This is a genomic window from Amycolatopsis sp. NPDC051061 (genome assembly GCF_040682935.1).
Classification (GTDB): Bacteria; Actinomycetota; Actinomycetes; order Mycobacteriales; family Pseudonocardiaceae; genus Amycolatopsis.
The window spans coordinates 1-22866 of sequence record NZ_JBFBBZ010000006.1; the positions used below are offsets into that span (position 1 = coordinate 1).

General features: G+C 71.7%; 21 protein-coding genes. 16 read left to right on the forward strand and 5 right to left on the reverse strand.

The window, feature by feature from the left end:
- Nucleotides 1–290: 290 nt before the first annotated feature.
- The 3 genes from AB0N03_RS09800 to AB0N03_RS09810 form a co-directional block, all read right to left on the reverse strand.
- Entirely contained in the window at nucleotides 291–4055 is a 3765-nt protein-coding gene (locus AB0N03_RS09800; RefSeq protein ID WP_364368958.1) for a hypothetical protein, read from the reverse strand.
- Nucleotides 4056–4132: 77 nt separating this feature from the next.
- Entirely contained in the window at nucleotides 4133–4600 is a 468-nt protein-coding gene (locus AB0N03_RS09805) for a Clp protease N-terminal domain-containing protein (RefSeq protein WP_364368125.1), read from the reverse strand.
- Between the two features lie 4 nt (nucleotides 4601–4604).
- Nucleotides 4605–4808 carry a helix-turn-helix domain-containing protein gene (locus tag AB0N03_RS09810; protein WP_364368127.1) on the reverse strand — a complete coding sequence of 68 codons (204 nt, stop codon included), beginning with the start codon at nucleotides 4806–4808 and terminating at the stop codon, nucleotides 4605–4607.
- A gap of 70 nt (nucleotides 4809–4878) precedes the next feature.
- Between AB0N03_RS09810 and AB0N03_RS09815 the strand changes: the two genes are divergently transcribed.
- The 13 genes from AB0N03_RS09815 to AB0N03_RS09875 all read left to right on the forward strand — a co-directional run bounded on the left by AB0N03_RS09815 (nucleotide 4879) and on the right by AB0N03_RS09875 (nucleotide 17671).
- Nucleotides 4879–6252 carry an FAD-dependent monooxygenase gene (locus tag AB0N03_RS09815; protein ID WP_364368130.1) on the forward strand — a complete coding sequence of 458 codons (1374 nt, stop codon included), beginning with the start codon at nucleotides 4879–4881 and terminating at the stop codon, nucleotides 6250–6252.
- Between the two features lie 8 nt (nucleotides 6253–6260).
- Nucleotides 6261–7253, forward strand: a complete 993-nt coding sequence (locus AB0N03_RS09820) for an LLM class flavin-dependent oxidoreductase (protein ID WP_364368133.1) — start codon at nucleotides 6261–6263, stop codon at nucleotides 7251–7253.
- Nucleotides 7254–7626: 373 nt separating this feature from the next.
- Nucleotides 7627–8421, forward strand: coding sequence for an ABC transporter permease (locus AB0N03_RS09825; protein ID WP_364368136.1), 795 nt, complete (start codon nucleotides 7627–7629; stop codon nucleotides 8419–8421).
- A gap of 2 nt (nucleotides 8422–8423) precedes the next feature.
- Nucleotides 8424–9275: an ABC transporter permease gene (locus tag AB0N03_RS09830; protein ID WP_364368138.1), complete on the forward strand. Its 852-nt coding sequence runs from the start codon at nucleotides 8424–8426 to the stop codon at nucleotides 9273–9275.
- Nucleotides 9272–10546: an MCE family protein gene (locus tag AB0N03_RS09835; RefSeq protein ID WP_364368141.1), complete on the forward strand. Its 1275-nt coding sequence runs from the start codon at nucleotides 9272–9274 to the stop codon at nucleotides 10544–10546. Before AB0N03_RS09830 ends, AB0N03_RS09835 begins: the two co-directional genes overlap by 4 nt.
- The gene (locus AB0N03_RS09840; RefSeq protein WP_364368144.1) at nucleotides 10543–11547 is read left to right on the forward strand and encodes an MCE family protein; all 1005 of its coding nucleotides are present in this window, start codon (nucleotides 10543–10545) and stop codon (nucleotides 11545–11547) included. The genes AB0N03_RS09835 and AB0N03_RS09840 overlap by 4 nt, the downstream gene beginning before the upstream one ends.
- Nucleotides 11544–12527 carry an MCE family protein gene (locus AB0N03_RS09845; RefSeq protein ID WP_364368147.1) on the forward strand — a complete coding sequence of 328 codons (984 nt, stop codon included), beginning with the start codon at nucleotides 11544–11546 and terminating at the stop codon, nucleotides 12525–12527. Before AB0N03_RS09840 ends, AB0N03_RS09845 begins: the two co-directional genes overlap by 4 nt.
- The gene (locus AB0N03_RS09850; protein ID WP_364368150.1) at nucleotides 12524–13558 is read left to right on the forward strand and encodes an MCE family protein; all 1035 of its coding nucleotides are present in this window, start codon (nucleotides 12524–12526) and stop codon (nucleotides 13556–13558) included. The genes AB0N03_RS09845 and AB0N03_RS09850 overlap by 4 nt, the downstream gene beginning before the upstream one ends.
- Nucleotides 13555–14616 carry an MCE family protein gene (locus AB0N03_RS09855; protein WP_364368153.1) on the forward strand — a complete coding sequence of 354 codons (1062 nt, stop codon included), beginning with the start codon at nucleotides 13555–13557 and terminating at the stop codon, nucleotides 14614–14616. The genes AB0N03_RS09850 and AB0N03_RS09855 overlap by 4 nt, the downstream gene beginning before the upstream one ends.
- Nucleotides 14616–15815, forward strand: a complete 1200-nt coding sequence (locus AB0N03_RS09860) for an MlaD family protein (RefSeq protein ID WP_364368156.1) — start codon at nucleotides 14616–14618, stop codon at nucleotides 15813–15815. Before AB0N03_RS09855 ends, AB0N03_RS09860 begins: the two co-directional genes overlap by 1 nt.
- Nucleotides 15803–16306, forward strand: coding sequence for a hypothetical protein (locus AB0N03_RS09865; RefSeq protein ID WP_364368159.1), 504 nt, complete (start codon nucleotides 15803–15805; stop codon nucleotides 16304–16306). The genes AB0N03_RS09860 and AB0N03_RS09865 overlap by 13 nt, the downstream gene beginning before the upstream one ends.
- Nucleotides 16303–16959, forward strand: coding sequence for a hypothetical protein (locus tag AB0N03_RS09870; RefSeq protein ID WP_364368162.1), 657 nt, complete (start codon nucleotides 16303–16305; stop codon nucleotides 16957–16959). The genes AB0N03_RS09865 and AB0N03_RS09870 overlap by 4 nt, the downstream gene beginning before the upstream one ends.
- Before the next feature lie 67 nt (nucleotides 16960–17026).
- Nucleotides 17027–17671 (forward strand): hypothetical protein, encoded by a 645-nt coding sequence (locus tag AB0N03_RS09875; protein WP_364368165.1) that lies wholly within the window; start codon nucleotides 17027–17029, stop codon nucleotides 17669–17671.
- Nucleotides 17672–17717: 46 nt separating this feature from the next.
- Here the strand turns inward: AB0N03_RS09875 and AB0N03_RS09880 are convergent, their stop codons facing one another.
- Nucleotides 17718–18590: a hypothetical protein gene (locus AB0N03_RS09880; RefSeq protein WP_364368168.1), complete on the reverse strand. Its 873-nt coding sequence runs from the start codon at nucleotides 18588–18590 to the stop codon at nucleotides 17718–17720.
- A gap of 434 nt (nucleotides 18591–19024) precedes the next feature.
- On the opposite strand from AB0N03_RS09880, the gene AB0N03_RS09885 reads away from it, so the two are divergent.
- From AB0N03_RS09885 to AB0N03_RS09895, 3 genes are all read left to right on the forward strand, one after another.
- The gene (locus AB0N03_RS09885) at nucleotides 19025–19663 is read left to right on the forward strand and encodes a DUF6801 domain-containing protein (RefSeq protein ID WP_364368171.1); all 639 of its coding nucleotides are present in this window, start codon (nucleotides 19025–19027) and stop codon (nucleotides 19661–19663) included.
- Nucleotides 19664–19742: 79 nt separating this feature from the next.
- Entirely contained in the window at nucleotides 19743–21137 is a 1395-nt protein-coding gene (locus AB0N03_RS09890) for a DUF6801 domain-containing protein (RefSeq protein WP_364368174.1), read from the forward strand.
- Nucleotides 21138–21346: 209 nt separating this feature from the next.
- Nucleotides 21347–21559, forward strand: coding sequence for a hypothetical protein (locus AB0N03_RS09895; protein WP_364368177.1), 213 nt, complete (start codon nucleotides 21347–21349; stop codon nucleotides 21557–21559).
- A gap of 15 nt (nucleotides 21560–21574) precedes the next feature.
- Here the strand turns inward: AB0N03_RS09895 and AB0N03_RS09900 are convergent, their stop codons facing one another.
- Nucleotides 21575–22855, reverse strand: a complete 1281-nt coding sequence (locus tag AB0N03_RS09900; RefSeq protein WP_364368180.1) for a helix-turn-helix domain-containing protein — start codon at nucleotides 22853–22855, stop codon at nucleotides 21575–21577.
- Nucleotides 22856–22866 lie beyond the last annotated feature (11 nt).

The following is a 22866-nucleotide window of genomic DNA, read 5'->3' on the forward strand; positions in this document are numbered from 1 at the left end:
GCCGGCGGACCCCCCCAATGTGGCCTTGGTTGCGTACAACGCACCCAAGGGGCCCTTCGGTGCGTTGAACGCACCGAAGGCCACATTGGGGCGCTTGGTGCCGGCCGCCTGGACACGCTGAAGGGCCCCTTCGAGGGGCGGGGAGCGGGGTTCCCGTGCCCTTGAAGGAGCCCTTCAGACCCCCGGTGAAGAAACGTCTCGCGGACGAAACCCGTCCGAGGGCATGTCTAGTGGACAATCGTTGTTCGGTGTCCGCGCACCCGCACCGAACAACAACGCCGAACAATCCGTCAGGGGCAGGGCGGGGCGTAATCGATGCCCGGCAGACCCGCCGACCACTCCGCCGGGGTGATCCGGGGCGCCGTGACCGCGCAGATCCTCGTCGCCGCCCGGTCGGGGTCGGTCTCCGAGAACCGCGCCGTGCCGTCCGCGACGGTTCCGACGAGCGTATGGCCATCCGGGGCGTACTGCACGGCGTAGACCCGGTCGGCTTCCTCGGGCAGCACCGCGTACGGCTCGCGCCGGGCGACGTCCCACAGCCGGATCGTGCGGTCGTAGCTGCCCGAGGCCAGCACGCGGCCGTCACCGCCGAAGGACACCGACATGACGATGTCGGTGTGCCCGGACAGGACCGCCGCCACGCGCGCGGCGGCGGGGTCGGTGACGTCCCACAGGCGGATCGTCCGGTCGGCGCCGGCGGTCGCCAGCGTCCGGCCGTCGGGGCTGAAGGCGACCGAGAAGATCGTGTCGGTGTGCCCTTCGAGCTTCGACAGCGGCCGGGGCGCCCGCGGCACCGAGACGTCGAACAGCCGCGCGGTGTGGTCCCAGCCCGCGGTGGCCAGGGTCCGGCCGTCGGGGCTGAACGCGAGCGTGTGGACGTCGTCCTCGTGGCCCGCCAGCTTGGCGATCTCCACCGGGTGCAGGCGGTCGGCGAGGTCCCAGAGCCGGGCCGTGTGACCGTCGCCCGCGGTGGCCAGGATCCGCCCGTCGGGGCTGAACGCGACCGCGTCGATGTCGTCGTGCGGCCGGGAGAACACCACCGGCGGCCCGGGGTGGGCCGGGTCGGTGATGTCCCGCAGCGACATCGTGTGGTCCCAGCTGCCGGTGGCCAGCGTCCGGCCGTCCGGGCTGATCGCGACGCCGCAGACCGCGTCGCCGAAGCCGCCGACGGTGGCGACGGTCCGGGGCGCGGCCGGGTCGGTGAGGTCGTGCAGCCGCACCGCCTCGTCGTAGCCGCCGGTGGCGAGCAGGCCGCGGCCGAACGCGGCGTGGCACGCCTGCGCCGTGTGGGCGGGGATCGCGGGACCGGGCAGGTCCCACAGCCGGGCGGTCTGGTCGTCGCTGGCCGTGGCGAGGGTGCGGCCGTCGCGGGAGAACACCGCGGAGCCGATCGCGCCGGTGTGCCCGGGCAGGGACTCCAGCTCGCGCGGCCGCCGCGGGTCGGCGACGTCCCACAACCGCGCGGTGCGGTCGAAACCGGTCGTGGCCAGGGTGTGGCCGTCGGGGGCGAACGCGACCGACCGCACGATCGCCTGGTGCGCGCCGAGCGAGGACAGCTGCGCCGGCGCGGCCGGATCGGTGACGTCCCACAGCCGCGCGGTCTGGTCCTGGCTCGCCGTGGCGAGGGTGCGCCCGTCGAGGCTGAACGCGACCGAGTGCACGACGTCGGTGTGCCCGGTCGCGACGCCGAGCTGACGCCGCGAGGCGACGTCCCAGACGCGCGCGGTCTTGTCGGCCGACGCGGAAGCGAGCAGCCGGCCGCCGGGGCTGAAGGCGAGGTTGTTGACGTACGACGTGTGCCCGGTCAGCTCCCCCGCCGGCCGCGGGTGGGCCGGGTCGGTGGTGTCGTACAGCCGGAGCGTGCCGGCGACGTCGCCGGTCGCCAGCAGCGGCCCCACCGGGCTGAACGCGACCGCGTAGGACTTTCCATCGTGGCGCTCGACGACGATCCCGGGCCCCGGCCGGGCCGGGTCGCCGACGTCCCAGACCCGGACGGTGCCGTCGAAACCGGCGGTGGCGACGGTCCGGCCGTCGGCGCTGAAGGCGACGTTGTTGACGTTGCCGGTGTGCCCGGTGAGGACACCGAGCGGTGCGGGGTGGTGCGGGTCGTGGACGTCCCACAGCCGCGCCGTGCCGTCCCAGCTGGCGGTGGCGAGGACCTGCCCGTCGGGGCGGAGGGCGACGGTGTTGACCCGGCCGGTGTGCCCGGTGACGCGGGTCGAATACGGCGTCGCGAACATGCCGAGCACGCTGCTGCGCGCGTCGGCGCCCGGGTCGAGGCGGTACGCGGCGAGCGCGAGCTGCGCGGCCAGCGCGGGGTTGGTGGCGCGCATGGCCAGCGCCTGGCCGGCGACCTTCTGGGCGAGCGCGCTGTTGCGCTGGTCGGTGGCCGTGCTCTCCGCGCGCACGGCGTACGCGGTGGCCGCGACGGCGACGACGAGCAACACGGCGAGCAGCGCGACGAGCTGCCGCAGCCGCCGCGTGCGACGGCGGTCGCGCTCCTGCTCGGCGTGCTCGACGGCGATGCTGGCGTCGAGGAACCGGCGTTCCCGCTGGGAAAGCCCGGTGTCCTGGCGCTCGGCCCACTCGCGCGCGACGGCCAGCCGGGTGCCGCGGTAGAGCCAGCCGGGATCCTCGTCGACGGCCTCCCAGGCACCGGTCGCCTCGGTGAGCTGCCGGTGCACGCGCAGGCCTTCGCGGTCCTCGGTGAGCCACTCGCGCAGCCGCGGCCAGCCGCGGATGAGGGCCTCGTGGGCGATCTCGATGCCGGTGTCGTCGAGGGTGAGCAGCCGCGCCGCGGCCAGCTCGCCGAGCACGACGGCGGTGTCCTCGTCGTCGGTGTCGAGCTCGGCGCGGGTGATCCGGCGCTTGGTGTCTTCGGTGCCTTCGCCGAGCGCGGTCATCCGGAGGAAGATCTGCCGCGCCAGCCGCTGCTGACGCGCCGAGAGCGTGGCGAACGTTCCCTCCGACGTCTGCGCGACGGCCCGCTCGATGCCGCCGGTGGACTCGTACCCGGCCAGGGTGAGCGTGGTGCCGCGCCGGCGCCGCCACGTTTCGAGGAGCGCGTGCGAGAGCAGCGGCAGCACGCCGGGCTGGCCGGTGGCGTCCGCGACGAGCCGTGAGACCAAGGCGTTCTCGACGCGGTACCCGGCGTCGACCGCGGGCCGCGAGATCGCCTGCCGGAGCTCCTCGGTGGTCATCGGGCCGACGAGGACCTGCGCGTCCTGCATGGCTTCGGCGAGGTCCGCGTGCCGCGCGCAGTGGGTGTAGAAGTCGGTGCGGATGCCGAGGACGACCCGGGTCCGGCTGCCGGGCTCGGTGGTCGCGGTGACGAGCGCGCCGAGGAACCGCGCGCGCTCCTCGTCGTCCTGGCAGAGGGTGAAGATCTCCTCGAACTGGTCGACGACCACGACGACGTCGGTGTTGTCCACGTCAGCGAGCTGCCGCGCGGCGAGCCCGAGGTTGCGCGCGTGCGCGGCGAAGTCGTCGAGCAGCGCGCCGGGCGCGAGGCCGAGCGCGGCGGCGAACTTCACGGCGCACTCCTGCAGCGGCCGGGCGCCCGGGGTGAGCAGCACGACGGGGTCCTTCACCGTCGGCAGCAGGCCGGCTCGCAGCAGCGACGACTTCCCCGAACCGGACGCGCCGAGGACGGCGAGAAAACGCTGTCTCGATAGCCGGCCGACGAGCTTTTCGACCAGCCGTTCCCGGCCGAAGAATCGGCTCGCGTCGGTGGGGCCGAATGCGCTCAGCCCGACATAGGGCGGCTTTTCCCCGGATTCCGGCTCGGGTGGTGATTCTTCACCGTCGCGGCGCGAGCCGTCGGCGACGGCGTGCCAGCGTTCTTCCCATTCGCCGGGAACCCCGCCGCAGGCCCGGACGTAGGCCAAAGTCACGGCCAAGCTGGGGAGTTTCCGCCCGCCGGCCGCCTCCGAAAGGGTCCCCGCCGAGTAGTGCGCGCGGCGGCCGAGCTCGCGGTAGGTCGGATTACCGGCGCTCTCCCGCAAACGCCGGAGTTCGGCGGCGAATTCGGTCAGCGGGTCGTCGCCGGGATCCAAGGGTCGTTCCGGACGCGGCACCCCGTCCTCCCTTGTTCCGCCGGTTTCTCACCAACGGTATCGAATGCCGCGCCGCGTCAGGGTTCGTTCGGCGAAACCAGCCGCCGGTGGACGGCTCCGGCGTCGACGCCGAGTTCCGCGAGCAGGTCGGCGGCCGGATCGGGCGGGGTCACCGTCAGCAGCGCCCGCAGCAGCTCGGCCGGTTCCCGCGGCCTCCCGCGGATGGCTTTGTCGACGACCGCGCGGGCGTTCGACGTCAGCGCGCCCGGGGACAGCCGTCCCCGCTTCGCCGAGACCCGCGCCGGCCGCAGCCCGTCCACCTCGATGCCGAGCGCCGCCAGGGCCGCCCGGTCGAGGCGGTCGAGGGCCGCGCGCGCCTCTTCGACGGTCTTGCCGAGCGCCCGGGCGCTGTCCGGGTCGTGGAGGAGGCCGAGCAGCAGGTGCTCGGTGCCGAGGCGCCGGTCGCCGCGGCGGCGGGACTCGTCCAGGGCCGCCGTCACCACGACGGCGAACGGGCTCTTCGCGATCAGTCGGTCGAGCACCACGGCCTCACTTCCCGTGCTTCGCGTGCACGGACTGGCGGGCGACGCCGAGGGCGTCCCCGATCTGCTCCCACGACCAGCCGCGTTCCCTCGCGTGCGCGACGGCGGCCGCCTCGACCTGCTCGGCGAGCCGGTGCAGCGCGCCGACCGCCCGCAGCGCGACCGCGGGGTCGGTTTCCGAGATGCGCCCGGAAAGCTCTTCCGCTTCCATGGTGCGTCAGTCTAGCCTGACAGGGCACGTCAGTTTGAACTGACGTTCCGGCAGGCACGAGGAGGGCGTCATGGATGTCGCGGTGATCGGAGCGGGCCCGGTGGGCCTGATGCTGGCGGCGGAGCTGCGGCTCGGCGGGGCCGAGGTGGTGGTGCTGGAGCGGCGGATCGAGCCGGACCAGCGGCCGCGGGCGAACGGGCTCGGCGGCCGGATCGTCGAGCAGCTGGACCACCGGGGGCTCCTCGAGCGGTTCCGGGCCGAAGCCGGGTTCGCCGGGCCGCTCCCCGGTTTCCCGTTCGGACCGGTGCCGCTGACCACGCCTGTGCCCGGGCTGATGCTGCAGCAGCCGCGGATGGAGGCCCTGCTGGCCGAACGCGCCCTCGGACTCGGCGCCGAGATCCGGCGCGGGCACGAGCTGATCGACCTCGACACCGTCCGCGGTCCGGACGGCTCATACCCCCTGGAGGCGCGGTACATCGTCGGTTGCGACGGCGCGCACAGCCGCGTCCGCGAGCTGGCCGGGATCGAGTTCCCCGGCACCACCGACGGCGAGCTGATGCGCCTCGGGCACTTCCGGGCGGACGTCGGCCTCTTCTCGACGGTGCCGGGCCTGGTGCGGGGCTGGAACCGCCGGCCCGGCGGCCGGGTGCTGGTGACGTCGCTGACGCCGGGCGTCGTCGTCGCCGGCGTCCGGGAGGTGACTGAGGTGTCATCGGAACCGTCCGGGGAGCCGACGCTCGGCGAGTTCCGCGACGCCGTGCGGCGCGTGCTCGGGACCGACCTGCCGCTGGACGAGCCGCTGTGGCTGTCGCGGACGGTCAGTTCGGCCCGGCTCGCCGAGCGCTACCGCGCCGGGCGCGTCTTCCTGGCGGGGGACGCGGCGCACGTCTTCCCGGCCGGGGGCTCCTCGCTGAACGTCGGGCTGCTGGACGCGGTCAACCTCGGCTGGAAGCTCGCCGCCGTCATGCGCGGTGCTTCCGACGAGTCCTTGCTCGACAGCTATCACGCGGAACGGCACCCGGTCGCCGCGCGGACGTTGACGCAGACCCGTGTCCAGGCCCTTCTGGACCGCCTCACCGGCGAAGACGGCGACGCGCTGCGGACGCTTTTCGGCGAGCTGGCGGCGCTTCCCCAGGCGACGCGGCACCTCGCCGGGCTGCTGCGGGACGCCGACGAGCTGCCGTACGTCCCCGACCTGCCGCTGACCGTCGGCGGCCGCGCCACCCGTGTGGCCGAGGTCATGCGCGCGGCGCGTCCGGTGCTGTTCGACTTCGCCGACCGCGCCGACCTGCGGGAAGCCGCGGGCCCGGACGTGAAGATCGTCACGGCGGACTGTGCGGACGCCCCGGCCGAGGCGCTTTTCGTGCGCCCGGACGGCGTCGTGGCTTGGCAGGGCGCAGATCCGGCCGCCCTGCGGGAAGCAATGGCGGCACCGGGGCGTTGACCCCGGTTGTGAGCTCACTGCCTGACGTGCCGCTGTCCGTGCTCGACCTGTCCCCCGTTTCCGAGGGGAACACCGTCGGCGAGACGCTGCGAAACACCTTGGACCTCGCCCGCGCCGCGGAACGGCTGGGCTACCACCGCTACTGGCTGGCCGAGCACCACAACATGCCCGGCATCGCCAGCTCGGCGACGGCCGTGCTGATCGGCCACGTCGCCGGCGCGACCGAGCGCATCCGCGTCGGCTCGGGCGGGATCATGCTGCCCAACCACGCGCCGCTGGTGGTCGCCGAGCAGTTCGGCACCCTGGAGGCGTTCCACCCGGGCCGCATCGACCTCGGCATCGGCCGCGCGCCGGGCACCGACCAGCGGACGGCGCTGGCGCTGCGCGGTCCGGGCGGGCTGTCCGCGGAGAACTTCCCGGAGCACCTGCAGGAGCTGATCGGCTACTTCACCCACTCGGAGGCGCGCGGCGTCAACGCGGTGGTGGCCGAGGGCAACCAGCCGCCGGTGTGGCTGCTGGGCTCGAGCGGCTTCAGCGCCCAGTTGGCCGGACGCCTCGGGCTGCCGTTCTCCTTCGCACACCACTTCGCCGCGGAGAACACGGTCCCGGCGGTGCAGCTGTACCGGGAGAACTTCCGGCCCGGGGTGCTCGACGAGCCGTACGTGATGCTCGGCGTGTCGGTCGTCGCGGCCGAGACCGACGACCGCGCGCAGTTCCTGGCCGGGCCGTCCGGGTTGACGTTCTTGAGCCTGCGCCGCGGCCGCCCGATCGCGCTGCCGACGCCGGAGGAGGCGGCCGAGTACCCGTACACGGAGATGGACCGCGCGTTCCTGGCCGAGCGCTTCGGCTCGAGCATCGTCGGCTCGCCGGAGACGGTCCACAAGGGACTCGAACAGCTCCTGGCCGACACGGGCGCGAACGAGCTGATGGTCACGACGATGGTCCACGGCCACGCCGACCGCGTCCGCTCCTACGAGCTGCTGGCCGGCCTCAAGTCCTGACGAACGAGCCGGAGGGCACCTTCGTCCCATGAGACGCGACGAAGGTGCCCTTCGGCGTATCCGGTGCTACAAAGGTGCCCTCCGGCTCGTTACACATCCGGGACGGGATTTTCTTTTCCATTTTTGACAACAAGATCCGGTCCGTTTGTCAGCGTCGGACAAGAAATGCGCGGTTACCAGCCCGTGACCGCGCGATCCTGCTCAAGTTCTTGTCTCCCAGCAGGGCCGTGGTTAGCGTACCGACCAGTAGGAAACGGCACGGCGACCCCCGAGACCGTGAATGGCCGGCAATTGTTACCCCGTTCGGACCATTTCCCCTTGCTCGACTCGGGTGTATTCGACGTGCCGTCGAAACCGCTGGGGAGGCACACGAATGGCCGAACGGACGACGACGACGTCGTTCCCCGGGGCCGCCGCGCTGCGGCAGACCGGACGGCTCTACGGGCTCGGCCTCGACGTCGTCCGGCTGACGTTCCGCCGCCCGTTCCAGCTGCGTGAGCTGATCCAGCAGTTCTGGTTCATCGCGAGCGTCTCGATCCTGCCGACGGCGCTGGTCTCCATCCCGTTCGGCGCGGTGATCGCGTTGCACATCGGGTCGCTGACCACGCAGATCGGCGCGCAGTCCTTCACCGGCGCGGCCAGCGTGCTCGCGATCATCCAGCAAGCCGCCCCGATCGTGACGGCGCTGCTCATCGCCGGGGCCGGCGGCAGCGCCATGTGCGCGGACCTCGGCTCGCGCACCATCCGCGAAGAGATCGACGCCATGGAGGTCCTCGGCGTCTCGCCCGTCCAGCGGCTGATCGTGCCGCGGGTGCTCGCCGCCATGGGCGTCGCGGTCTTCCTCAACGGCATGGTGAGCGTCGTCGGCGTGCTCGGCGGCTACTTCTTCAACGTGATCATGCAGCACGGGACGCCGGGCGCGTACCTGGCCAGCTTCTCCGCGCTCGCGCAGCTGCCCGACCTGTGGATCAGCGAGATCAAGGCGCTCATCTTCGGCTTCGTCGCCGGGGTCGTCGCCGCCTACCGCGGGCTGAACCCCAAGGGCGGCCCGAAGGGCGTCGGCGACGCCGTCAACCAGTCCGTGGTCATCACGTTCCTGCTGCTGTTCGTGCTGAACCTCGTGCTCACCACCGTCTACCTGCAACTCGTGCCGCCCAAGGGGAGCTGAGCGTGACGACCACGGAAGTCCCCAAGACCGCGCGCGTGCGCGAAGCCGTCGACCGCCGGTTCGGCTTCCTCGACACCCTCGGCGACCAGATCCTGTTCTTCCTCCGCGCGATCGCGTGGACGCCGCGGGCGCTGCGCCGCTACCTGCGCGAGGTCGTCCGCCTGCTGGCCGAGGTCAGCTTCGGCAGCGGCGCGCTCGCCGTCATCGGCGGCACGATCGGCGTGATGATCGGGATGACCGTCGCCACCGGCACGGTCGTCGGCCTGCAGGGCTACTCCGCGCTCAACCAGGTCGGGACGTCGGCGTTCGCCGGGTTCGTCTCCGCCTACTTCAACACCCGCGAGATCGCCCCGCTGGTGAGCGGCCTCGCCCTGTCCGCCACCGTCGGCTGCGGCTTCACCGCGCAGCTCGGCGCGATGCGGATCTCCGAGGAGATCGACGCCCTCGAAGTCATGGGCATTCCCAGCGTCCCGTACCTGGTGACGACGCGGGTGATCGCCGGCTTCCTCGCCGTCATCCCGCTCTACGCGATCGGCCTGCTGTCGAGCTACCTGGCCTCCCGGCAGGTCACCGTGTGGTTCTTCGGCCAGTCCGCGGGCACCTACGACCACTACTTCCTGCTGTTCCTGCCGCCCGGCGACGTCCTGTGGTCGTTCGGGAAGGTGCTCGTCTTCAGCGTCGTCGTGGTCCTGGCCCACTGCTACTACGGCTTCCGCGCGAGCGGCGGCCCGGCCGGCGTCGGCGTGGCGGTCGGGCGCGCGGTGCGCACCGCGATCGTCGCGATCAGCGTCCTCGACTTCTTCCTGTCCCTGGCGATCTGGGGTGCGACGACCACCGTGCAGGTGGCCGGATGAGACGGGAGACCCGCCGCAAGGCCGGGATCCGCACCGCGGGCGTGCTGTTCCTGGTGGTGATGGGCGTGCTCGTGACGCTCTCCATCAAGGTGTACGACAAGGACTTCGTCAGCACGGTCCCGGTGACGCTCGAGGCGAGCCGCATCGGCAACCAGCTCTCCCCGGGCGGGCAGGTCAAGGCCCGCGGCGTGCTCGTCGGCGAGATCCGCGAAGTCCGGGCGACGCCGCGGGGCGCCGAGATAGCGCTTGCCCTGGAGCCGGGCAAGGTGGACATGCTGCCGCGCACCGTCTCCGCGTTGCTGGTGCCCAAGACGTTGTTCGGCGAGCGGTACGTCCAGCTGTCCATCCCGGACGGTGCCCCGGCCCCGCACTTGGCCGCGGGTGACACGATCGAACAGGACCGCTCGGCCAACGCGATCGAGCTGGAACGCGTCTTCGACAACCTCCTGCCGCTGCTCAAGGCCGTTCAGCCGCAGAAGCTCGCGACGACGCTGACCGCGGTGTCGACGGCGCTGCAGGGCCGCGGCGAGCAGCTCGGGCAGACGATCGGCACCGCCGCGGACTACCTGAGGGACTTCAACCCCGACCTGCCGGCGTTCACCCAGGACATCCACGACCTGGCCACGGTCTCGAACCTCTACGGCGACATCGCCCCGGACCTGCTCGACGCGCTCACCTCCTCCGCCGTCACGCTCAACACGGTCAAGGAGAAGCAGGCCGACCTCGCCGGGGTCTACCAGCAGGTGACGTCGTCGTCCCAGGAGGTCACGACCTTCCTGCAGAACAACCGCGACAACCTCATCGCCCTGGCCGCCGACAGCCGGGCGCCGCTCGAAATCGCCGCGAAGTACTCCCCCAGCTTCGCCTGCACCATCAGCTCGCTGAGCGCCCTGAAGGGATCCATGGACAAGGTCCTCGGCGTCACGCGCAAGGAGCCGGGCCTGCACGCCGAGGTCTCGGTGACCACCGACAGCGGCAAGTACCTGCCCGGCCGGGACGACCCGCGCTTCACCGGCGGCGGCGAGCCGCGCTGCTACCCCTCCGGCGTCGCCCCGACCACCGGCACCGCTGCCGCGACCCCCGGCAGCACCGGGCACCCGCTGCTCACCGGCGGCCAGGGCGACCTCGGCGTCGCGAACTCCCCGCAGGAGGAGCAGCTGCTGGCCACGCTGGTCGCGCCCTCGATCGGCGTGCCCGCCGCGCAGGTCCCGGAGTGGAGCAGCGTGCTCGTCGGGCCGCTCTACCGCGGCACGGAGGTGAAGCTCAAGTGAGGAACATCGCCTCCCCGCTCATCAAGAGCCTGATCTTCATCGTCGTCACCGTCCTCGCGACGACGCTGCTGGCCGTGTCCATCACGAACTCCGGCGTCGGCGGCGGGCAGCGGTACACGGCCAAGTTCCTCGACGCCACCTCGCTCAACGACGGTGACGACGTGCGCATCTCCGGCGTCCGCGTCGGCCAGGTCGAGTCGCTGGAGATCAGCGACCACAACCGGGCGCTCGTCGGGTTCTCCCTCGACCAGGGCCGCCGGCTGCCCGCCGACGTCCACGCGGTCATCAAGTACCGCAACATGGTCGGGCAGCGCTACATCGCCCTCGAACGCGGCACCACCGGCACCCGGGACCAGCTGCCCGAGGGCGGCGAGATCCCGCTCGACCGCACGACCCCCGCCCTGGACCTCACCGACCTGTTCAACGGCTTCAAGCCGCTGTTCCAGGCGCTGTCGCCGAACGACGTCAACGAGCTTTCGGGCGAGATCGTCCAGGTGCTGCAGGGCGAAGGCGGCACCGTCGAAAGCCTGCTGGCCCACACCGGTTCGCTCACCACCACCCTCGCCGGGCGCGACAAGGTGATCGGCGAGGTGATCGGGAACCTCAACTCGGTGCTCAAGACCGTCAACGGCAAGGGTGACGCGCTCGCGAACCTGGTGTCCACGCTGCGGCAGCTGGTGTCCGGCCTGGCCGGCGACCGCGTCGCGATCGGCGACGCCATCAGCGGGATCGGCGACCTGACGCAGTCGACCGCCGGCCTGTTCGAGCAGGCGCGCCCGCCGTTGAAGGAGAGCATCGCCGGGCTGCAGCGGGTGGCCGGCACCCTGGTGACCAACCAGTCCGATGTGGACAGTTTCCTGACGAACCTGCCGATCAAGTTCACCGAAATCGGCCGCGTCGCAACGTACGGCACGTGGATGAACTTCTTCCTCTGCCGCGCCACGCTCCAAACGACACCCCCGCGCGGTGTGTACGTCCCGACGGCGAGGTGCGACTCGTGAAGTCCTTCAAGGAGCGCAACCCGCTCGCCCTCGGCGTGGTCGGCAGCGTCGCGCTGGCCGCGCTGCTCACCGTCACGTTCAACTACGACAACCTGCCGATCGTCGGCGGCGGCACCACCTACGAGGCCGAGTTCTCCGAAGCCGCCGGCCTGCAGCCGGACGACGAGGTGCGGATCGCCGGCATCAAGGTCGGCGCGGTCCGCGACGTCGAGCTGGCCGACGACCACGTCCTCGTGTCCTTCCGGGTCAAGGACGCGTGGATCGGCGACCGCACGACCGCCGACATCAAGATCAAGACGTTGCTGGGCCGCAAGTTCCTCTCGCTGAACCCGACCGGCGACGGCGTGCAGGACCCGGACCAGGCGATCCCGCGCACCCGGACGGTCACGCCCTACGACGTCACCGACGCGTTCAACGGCCTGGCCGACACGGTCGGCGCGATCGACACCCAGCAGCTCGCGGACAGCTTCACCACGTTGTCCGACACCTTCCGCAACTCCCCCGAGCACGTCCGCAGCGCGCTCGACGGCCTGTCGCAGCTGTCCAAGACGGTCTCCAGCCGCGACGGCGAGATCGCCGAACTGCTGGCCAACGCGCGGAAGCTGACCACGACGCTGGCGAACTCGAACGAGGACTTCGAGAAGCTGATCGACGACGGCAACCTGCTGCTGACCGAGCTGAACCGCCGCCGCGACGCGATCCACGACCTGCTCGCCGGCTCGGCGCGGCTGGCCGACCAGCTCCGCGGCCTGGTCGCGGAGAACTCCGATCCGCTCAAGAAGGCGCTGCAGTCGCTTTCCCAGGTGACCGACCTGCTGAAGAAGCAGAACGACAACCTCACCCGGGGCCTGCAGCTGGCCGGGCCGTACTTCCGCGTCGTCACCAACACGACCGGCAACGGCCGCTGGATCGACGCCTACCTCTGCGGCCTGCTGCCGGAGAACCACGACCCCTGCACCGCGCCGGGAGGCACCAAGTGAGCGCGCTGACCACCACCCGGGCCGGGGTACTGACCACCCGGTTCGTCGCCGCCGCGATCCTGCTCGCGCTGGTCGTCACGGCCGCGCTGTGGTGGGTGTTCTCGGGCAGCGGCCAGCACCACGTCACGGCGTTCTTCTCCCGCGCGGTGGGCGTCTACGCCGGTTCCGACGTCCGCGTGCTCGGCGTCCGCATCGGCCAGGTCGACTCGGTCACCCCGCGCGGCGAGCAGGTGCAGGTGGGCATGACGATCGACGGCTCGGTCGGCATCGCCGAGGACACCACGGTGCTGGTGATCGCCCCCAGCGTCGTCGCCGACCGCTACGTCCAGTTCGCCAAGCCGGCCCGCGGCGGGCCGCGGCTGCCCGACGGCGCGTCCATCCCGGTGCAGCGGACCGCCACCCCGGTCGAGCTCGACCAGCTCTACGCGAGCCTCGACACGCTGTCGAAGGCCCTCGGCCCGAACGGCGCCAACTCCCAGGGCGCGCTGTCGGACCTGCTCAAGACCGGTGCGCAGAACCTGCGGGGCAACGGCCAGGCGTTCAACGACAGCGTCCGCAACTTCGCCCAGCTCGCCCGGACGCTCGCCGGCAACTCGGACGACCTGTTCGGCACCGTCGACGAGCTGCAGCGGTTCACGACCATGCTCGCCACCAACGACCAGCAGGTCAGCGGGGTCAACCAGCAGCTGTCGCAGATCTCCGGCACGCTGGCCGCCAACAGCGGCGAGCTGGCCCACGCCCTCGACAGCCTGGGCCTGGCGCTCGGCGACGTCCAGGCGTTCATCCGGGACAACCGCGGTGCCCTCAAGTCCACTGTGGACAACCTGGTGACGACGACGCGGACGCTCGTCGAACAGCGCCAGTCGCTGGCCGAGACGCTCGACGGGGTGCCGCTGGCGGTGTCGAACGTCCTCAACGCGATCGACCCGGCCACCGGCCGGCTGATGGGCCGCGACAACGTCCTCGAGTACTACCCGCCGATGCCGCTGCCGGCCACCGGCGACGTCTACACGAACGGGAGCGGCCGATGAAGCGGGTGCTCACCGCCGTGGCCATCGGGTGCCTGGCCCTCGCGGGCTGCTCCCCCGGCGAGTTCAAGGGCGTCTACGACCTGCCGCTGCCCGGCGGCGCCGACCTCGGCGACCACCCGTACGCGGTGACCGCGCAGTTCGCCGACGTCCTCGACCTCGTGCCGCAGGCCGCCGTCAAGGTCGGCGACGTCCCGGTCGGGCGGGTGCGGGAGATCCGGCTCGGCGGCGACGGGTGGACGGCCGAAGCGGTACTGGACGTCAACGGCGACGTCGTGCTGCCGGCCGGCGCCGTCGCGCGGCTGCGCCAGTCCAGCCTGCTCGGCGAGAAGTTCGTCGAGCTGGCCGCGCCGGACGGGGAAGCGCAGAACGCGGGGGGTGCGCGGCTGGCGAACGGCGCCACGATCCCCCTGGCGCGCACCAACCGCAACCCCGAGTTCGAAGAGATCTTCGGCGCCCTTTCGCTGCTGCTCAACGGCGGCGGGATCGGCCAGCTGCAGACCATCAACCGCGAGCTGTCGAAGGTGCTGGACGGCAACGAGGGACAGATCCGCTCGTTCCTGTCCGGGGTGAACACCCTGATGACCGACCTGGACGCGCACCGGTCGGACATCACCGAAGCGCTGGACGGCCTGAACCGGCTGTCCACGACGCTCGCGAACCGGCACGAGCAGGTGTCCGGCGCGCTGACCGACCTCACGCCGGGCCTGCAGACGCTCACCGACCAGCGCACCCAGCTCGTCTCGATGCTGCAGGCGCTCGACCGGCTCTCCACGGTGGCCACCGACGTCGTCGACCGCAGCCGCGACGACCTGGTGGCCGACCTGCGGGCGCTCGCGCCGATCCTGGACCAGCTCGCGGACGCGGGCGCCGACCTGCCGAAGTCGCTGCAGATGCTGCCGACGTTCCCCTTCCCCGACTCCGTGATCCCGGCGATCAAGGGCGACTACGTCAACGCCTACGCGTCGATGATCCCGGCGCCCGGAGTGCCGCTGCCCGCGCCCGGCGAGGGCGTGCCGCCGGGCCTGCCGCCGCTCCCGATCCCCTCGGGAGGCCAGTGATGCTGACGCGCAGAGTGCGGGTCCAGGTCGTGCTGTTCGTCGTGATCGCCCTGGCCACCACGGCGTTCGTCGGTGCGAACTACGCCGGGCTCGGCCGGCTGTTCGGGTCCGGCAGCTACGCGGTGAAGCTGGAGCTGGCCGAGGGCGGCGGGCTGTTCACCAACGGCGAGGTGACCTACCGCGGCGTCGCCGTCGGCCGGGTCGGCGAGCTGCGGCTCACCGTCACCGGGACGGAAGCCGACCTGCTGATCGACGATGGCGCCCCGCCCATCCCGGCGGACTCCCGCGCGGTGGTGGCGAACCGGTCGGCGGTCGGCGAGCAGTACGTCGACCTGCAGCCCCGCACGGCCGACGCGCCCTACCTCGGCGAAGGCTCGGTCATCCGGCGCGAGTCGACGACGCTGCCGCTGCCGGTGAACAACCTGCTGACGGACCTCGACTCGTTCACCGCATCGGTGCCGACCCAGGACCTGCGCACGGTGGTCGACGAGCTCGACGACGCCCTGCGCGGCGCCGGCCCGGACCTGCAGACGCTGATGGACGCGGCGACGACCTTCACGCACGACGCGAGCGCGAACCTGCCGCAGACGTCGAAGCTGATCAACGACGGCGCGACGGTGCTGCGGACGCAGGTCGACTCGTCGTCGGAGTGGCGCTCGTTCAGCAGCAACGCCCGTGTCTTCGCCCAGCAGCTGGCTCGCTCCGATGGCGACCTGCGGCGGCTGATCGCGACCGCACCGCCGGCGGCGACGGAACTTGCTTCGGTGCTGAAGGAAAACGACCCCGGCCTGCCGATCCTGCTGGCCAACCTGCTCACGACGGCCCGGGTGTTCGGCACCCGCACCGCGGCGGAGGAGTCGCTGCTGGCGAACATGCCGCGCGCGGTGGCGGGCGTGGGGTCGGCGCTGAACCCCCAAGGCGACGCGCTGCGGATGGCGCTGGTGCTGAACTTCGACAACCCGCCGCCGTGCGTCCAGGGCTACGGGGCGACACCGCACCGGTCGAGCGACGACGTGACGCCGTTGCCGCTGAACACGGACGCGGCGTGCACGTTGCCGTACGGCAACGAGAGTTCGGTGCGCGGCGTGCAGAACGCGCCGCACCCGCCGGTGCCGGAGCCGGCGCTGCCGGGCGGGCTGACCGGACTCGACGGGCAGGCGACGTCGACGAGCCTCGAGGAGATGCTGTGGCTGCGCTGAAGCAGGGGGCGCTGGGGCTGGCGGCCGCGGCGGCGGTGTTCGCGGGCTGGTCGGGCTACTCGTGGTACGCGGCGTCGCATGACGCGTCGCTGACGTACGGGGTGGCGCGCGACGAGGCGTTGTCGAGCGGCCGGACGCTGGTGGCGGAGCTGAGCAGCCTCGACTACCACGACGTGAACGGCGGGATCGGCCGGTGGCTGTCGGCTTCGACGGGCCCGCTGCACGACCAGCTGGCCCGCACGGACGACACGACGAAGAAGACCCTGTCGGCGAACGCGACGGTGGCGACGGGCCGGGTCCTGGACGCGGCGCTGAGCGAGCTGGACGAGCACGCGGGCACGGCGAAGATGCTGGCTTCGGTGGAGATCACGATGGCGAAGGAAGGCACGGCCCCGGCGGTGAAGCGCAACCGCTTCGCGGCGGCGTTGTCACGGACGGCGGACGGGTGGAAGTTGAGCGCGCTGGACCAGCTGCCGGTGGGGGCCCGATGAACCGCGCGAAGACGATCGAGACCGAGGTGGAGCAGGCGTCGCCGGCCACCGCCGACGAAGCCCGACCCACCGAGGCTGCCGAAGCTGCCGAAGCTGCCGACAGCGAACCCACCGAAGGCGAAAGCGAGGCGCCCGCCAAAGCCCGCCCGGCTTGGCTCCGCCTCCCCGCCCTCCTGCTCGCCGCCGCCCTGGTCCTCACCGGCGCCGGTGCCTGGTTCACCCTCGAAGCCCGCTCGGCCGCCGGCAACCCCGCCGCCGCGAACCTCGCGCTCACCGATGTCGGCGCCACCGCCGATGTCACCTCCGCCGTCACCCTCGCGATGAACCGGATCTTCTCCTATTCCTACGACAAGACCGACGTCACCGAAAAGGCCGCCGCCGCCGTGTTGCGGGGGTCCGCCAAGGATTCCTACGACAAGCTCTTCGCCCAAGTCAGGCAGAAGGCACCCGAACAAAAGCTCGTACTCACTTCCCGCGTTTCGGCGATCGCCGTCCAAGAACTCCGGAATGGTCACGCGCGGTTACTCGTCTTTCTCGATCAATCAGCCGTCCGGGCTGACAACAATGCGACCGACAGCGCCGCGGCGCAGCTTTCCGTGACCGCGGAACACACGGGTGACGGCTGGGTCGTCACCGAACTCGAACCGCGCTGAACGACGAACACTTCACCGTTTCCGGAAGCACCCGGAAACGGACGGGAAACGCACAAGGAGGACAACCATGTCCGTGGCAACGCAGCTGAGGAGAATGGCCGTGCTCACGTCGGCGGCGGCCGTCGTGCTGACCGGGGTCGTGGTGACCCCGGCCTCGGCCGACGTCATCCCGATCCCCGTCTCCTACAAGGTGACCGGCAGCACCACGGTGAAGAAGACCGGCAGCGCCATGAAGCTCGGCCCCGGCTCGCTCAAGGGCAACCTGCTGATCGACGACCAGACCGGCACGGTCGGGCTCAGCGCGGACCTGGCGCTGCCGCCGGCGCAGGCCGACATCTCCCTGCTGTCCGGCATCTTCCGGATCAAGGCCAAGGTCAAGGTGACCCCGCTCGGCCCGGCCACCGGCACGATCGCCGACGGCACCCTCGTCACCAAGGCCAAGGCCAACATGGAGATCTACGACATCTGGGCCGGCCCGATCATCCCGATCTTCCCGCTGCCGACCGTGCCGGGCAGCTGCAAGACGAAGACCCCGCTCGACCTGACGCTGTCCGCGCAGGACATCGACATCACCGCGCCGGCCATCACGGTGACCGGCACGTACACGATCCCCGAGTTCAGCAACTGCTTCATCGCCGACATCGCCCTCGGTGCCCTGATTTCGGGGCCGGGCAACACCATTTCGCTCGACCTGGCCAGCGACGCCACCTGATGCGGCCACGGGTGGCGGGCCGCGCGGGCCCGCCACCCACCGGGCGTCAGCAAGCCGCGTTCGGATCTTCCTTCAGCGCGAAGCTGTCGTTGTCGCCGGCCGAAACGGCGAACACCGGACCGCACCAGGGGAAGTACGTCTCACCGACGAGGTTCGAGCCCCAGGTCACCACCGAGCCGTCGGCCTTGAGGGCGACGTTGTGGTTGAACCCGGCGTCGACCGCCACGACGTCCGACAGCGCTTCCGGCGGCACCTCGGTCTGGTGGAAGTTGTCGCGGCCCCAGGCGTAGACGCGGCCGTCCTTGAGCGCCAGGCTGTGGAAGAAACCGGCGGAAACCGCCGTGACCCCCGAAGAAAGCCCGGCGGGCACCGTCGCCTGCCCGTAGGTGTTGCTGCCCCAGGCCAGCACCCCGCCGTTCTTGACGACCAGGTTGTGGTCGCCCCCGGCGGAGATCGCGGTGACACCCGACTGCGCGGTGGCCGGCACGTCGGTCCGCGACCCCCAGCTGACCACCTGCCCGCCCTGCTTGAGCGCCAGGCTGTGCATGTTGGACGCCGAGATCGCGATGACCCCGCTCGACACCGACGCGGGCAACGTCGTCTGGCCGTACCAGTTGTTGCCCCACGCCAGGACCTTGCCGTTCTTGAGGGCCAGCTCGTGCCCCCAGCCCGACGCGATCTGGCCGACCCCGGACGTGGCCGCGGCCGGGATTTGGTTGGCACCCCAGTTGTTCGCGCCCCACGCGAGGACCGCGCCGCCCTTGAGCGCCAGCGCGGTCGTGCCCCCCGCCGACACCGCGGTGACGCCCGTCAGCGCGTCCGGCGGCGGGATGGTGACGTCGTAGTCCGGCTTGCCCCAGGCGATCACGCCGCCGACGGTGGCCGCGGTCGCCGGCTGTGCGAGCGCCGAGACGGCCATCGCCGCCGTCACCGTGAATGCGGCGCCCTTCAGTGATACCCGTCCACAACGGGAACTACCCGGCACGGTAGCCTCATTTCTCCGGTTTCGTTATCCGGGATTGCTTCGACAAGATCACAAATGGTAGACCGTAGCGAACGGCAGATCGCCGCGGCGGCCGTTCTTTGTCAAAATCCGCCAAATCCGGTCGCGCGGCTACGCCGTCGCGCACAAGAACCCACCGGGGTATCACCCACGCCGACGCGAAGTCTTGTTCCTTACTGAACTGGCGAGTAGCCTCGATTCCGGCAGATGGACCTCCACCTCGCACGCCGATGAAATCGCGACCCGCCGCCCGGGGCAAAAGGGGACGGTGAACGCGATGGGGGGCTCACGGCGGCGAGCAATCGATCAGCCAAAGCCGAGACTGAACTGAATCAAAGGAGATGACAGGTATGTCCCGACTCAGCAGGCTGTCCGCCGGTTTCGCCACGACCGCAACCGCCATCGGCGCCATCGCGGTGCTGACCGCGGGCACCGCGGCCGCCGCCACCGCCACCTACACCGCCGGGGGCACGACGGGCGTCACCTACAACTGCACCTTCCCCGGCATCTCGCCGCAGCCGGTCGCGATCACCGCGCACCTGGACGCCCCCGACTCGGTCCCGGCGAGCAGCTCCGTCACGCCCGACAACGTCGGTGGCTCCGCCACGATCAGCGCGACCGTCCACGCGCTGCTGACCGCGGTCGGCTACGACGGCATCCGCGGCATCGCAACGGTGCCGGTGGCCGTGGACGCCGGCACGCTGTCGCAGCCGTCGGCCACCGGGCTGAACATCCCGGAGGTCATCTACCCGACCGGCGGGCCGATCACGGTGAACATCTCGCAGGTCGCGACGTCCACCATCCCGACGTGGACCGCCCCGGCCACCGCGGGCAGCGCCACGCTGTCGCTGACGAGCGGGCTGTCGGCGAACCTGGAGTTCCACAAGAAGTCGACCGGCGCGTGGTCGCCGTGGACGATGAACTGCACCCTCAAGGTGACGAACCCGGCGCAGAACACCGCTTTCAGCCCGAGCATCCCCGTCACCTGACCGGCCGTCCCGGTGCGGGCCCGTCCCCTGGCCCGCACCGGGACGTTCCGTCCCTTTCCGCACGCACCCAGGGAACCTGATGCCACGTCGAGCCCGGCCCCGCACCCTCGCCGTTTCCGCGCTCGCGGCCGCCGGCCTGCTCTCCGCGGTGAACGGCGCGCTGACCGGAGTCGGCTCGGCCGCCCCCGCGCCCGCCGTCCCGCCGGACACGAAGGCCACGGCGTCGGTTTCGGTGACGTGCCCCTTCGCCGACCCGCTCGGCGCCCGCGCGCTCACCGTCGAAACGTCGGCCACGCTCCCCGCCCAGGCGAGAACGGGGACCTCGCTGACCCTCGGCGGGTTTTCCACGAAGCTCACGCTCCCCCGCGACGTCGCGGCGTCGTACCTCCCGGCCGGTGCCACCGCCGGCTCGCTGGCGGGCGAACTGACGCTCGACCTCGACGTGCACCAGGACGACCGCGCGGACAAGGTCCCGGTCACCCTCACCGTGCCGGCCACCGCGCTGCCGGAAACCGGGGACGTCACCCTGACGGCCACCGGCACCGTGCCCGACATCGCGCTGAACACCGTCGGCGCCGTCACCTTCGACGTCACCGCGCCGTCGCTCGCGCTCGCCGCCGTGCCACCGCCCGCGGATCCGGCCGCGAAGCCGGTCGCGTGCGCGCTGGACCCCGAGCAGCAGACGACGCTGGGCAAGGTGCTGGTGCTGCCGAAGGTGACGCCGGGCAAGAAGGCGGAGCAGCAGGCCGCAGCGGCCGACGAGCCCGGCCCGGGCGATCCCCCGACCGAAGACGAGTTCGCGGTACCCCTGAGCCTCGTCACGATCTTGACGAAGTCGACGGTCAAGAAGCTCGGCGCGACCGTCACCGCCGATCCCGCGTTCCTGTTCAACGGCCTGTTCATCCTCAACCTGATCACCAACGACTCCCGGGTCACCGGCTCGACCACGTTCGCGCCGGCGACCGCGTCGTTCCTGGGCTTCGGGTTCGTCCCGGTGACCGCGACCGTCGAGTTCCTGCCCGTCGACTACCGGAACAGCAAGGTCATCGAGTTCGCCGGCAAGATCACCACGCACGAGGACCAGAACACCTACCTCGACACGACGCTCCAGGTGATGGCCCGCTTGAGCAACGCGAAGGTCGACGGCGTCCCGCTCGACCTGGGGCCGGACTGCGTCACGAGCGACAAGGTGACGCTGTCCCTGAACGGGCCGTACGAAGCGTTCGGCGTCGGCCACATCCGGACCGACCCGGAGAAGGGCTTCACCCTGCCCGCCTTCCGCGGCTGCGCCGCCGGTGGCCAGGACCTGACCCCGCTGCTGACCGGGATGAGCTCCGGCCCGGGCAACCAGGCCTTCGTCGACACCTACAACCTGATCGTGTGCACCGAACCCGACCACACCCAGTGCCCGCCGGGATCCGACGGACCCCCGCCGGAAGCGGCCGCGAAGAAGGCGGTCAAGCACTCGAACTGAGGGGACGCATGAAGATCGGTCACCGACCCGCACCCCCGGCAGCCGTTCGCGGTTTCCCCATCGGCACAGCACGTTTACCTTTTCACCCTGACCGCGCTGCTGCGCGTGGCCGGCTACGACGCCGTGCGCGGCACCTTCGCCGAACCGTTCACGGTCAAGAACGCGGGCTCGGTCGAATTCGCGCCACCGGCACGGGGAGCGTCTGGACGGTGAGCTGCACGACCCGGTGGTCAATCGACTTCCACAACGGCAAAGAGACGCACCAGGCAGGGGCGTCGGGCCCCATCACGTTCCACGCGGGCCGGCTGGCGGTGGCCCTGTCGCTGCACCGCCCGGACGGCGCTCCCGCCGGCCCGAGCCTCGCCTGCGCGCAGGCGGCGGGTCAGGACACCGCCTTCACCCCCGCCCTGCCGATCGGGTGAACCCGCGCGGGAGACCTAGCTGGACGTCCACTGTGGACGCGTGACCCCGGCGCGCTGGGACGGCAGCAGCTCGCTCACGGGGTACCGCAACGGCAACGGCGCCGCCCCCGCGCGCAACGCCAGCTCCATCTCGAAGCGGGCCGCCGGGTCGCGCAGGCTGTCGCCGAACGTCGCCTGCAGCTGCCTCATGCGGTAGCGGACCGTCTGGGGGTGCACACCCAAGCGCTCCGCGATCTCCACCACGTTGCCCTGGCTGTCGAGCCACGCCCGCAGCGTCTCCAGCAGCCGCTCCTGCTGTTTGCCCGTCATGTCCGCCAGCGGCGCGAACAGGCGGTGCCGCAGCGTGCCGACCAGGCCCGTGTCGGAGTTGACCAGCAACGTCGCCAGGTGCTCCTCCGCGCGCAGCACCGGACGCGGCACCAGCACCCCGCGCTCGGCCAGGTGCAGGGCGTTCCGGGCCCAGCGCAGGGAATCCGCCACCGACGCGAGCGGGACGCACGGGCCGATCGAGAGCCGGCAGTCCGGCAAGGCCACCTGCAGCGTCGCCAGCCGGGCGCCGCCGAGCTCGCCGGGGACCACCAGCTTCGGGTCGGGCGTGTCGAGCTCGGCGAGGATGTCCGCGTCCAGCCCGGCGTGGCGGCGCGCCGGGGCGACGCCGTCGGCCGGGCAGACCGCCACCGGCGTCGCGTCGGTGGGCACCGGCCAGCCGATCAGCTGGGCCAGCTCGGCGATCGCCTTGGGGGACGCGGGCGGCGTCTCCAGGATCAGGTGCAGCAGCTTGCGGCGCCAGGTGTCGAGCGCGCCCGCCGTGCGCGCCTTCGCCTCCAGGTAACCGTCGAGCGCGACCGAGGCGAGCTCGTCCATGAACGCCAGCATCGCGTCGGCCAGCTGGGACATCACCGCCGACGAGAGCCCGCTCCGGCGCCCGACGCGCATGATCCGCCGCCACGACACGCGCGCGCCGACCCGGTAGGCCGACTGCAGCGTGTCGAGGCTGCGGCCTTCGCGCATTTCGTTCTGCCCCAGGCGGTGGTGCACCTCGTGGGACTGCTCCTTGGACACCGTCGGGTCGGCGATCTGCGCGACGAACAGCGTGATCGCGTACTCGACGCCGGCCCGGATCGACTTGCCGTAAGGGCCCTCGAGCGGGCGGGCGTAGGCCGGGATGGTCGCGCGGATCTCGTCGACGATCTCGGCCGCGAGGCTGGCCAGCTCGGGACGCAGGATGTCGGCGAGCTTGCGGGGTAGTGCGGCGGGCGGCGGCGCAGCGTGATCGAATCCGCGCTCGACCGACATCGCAGCTCCTT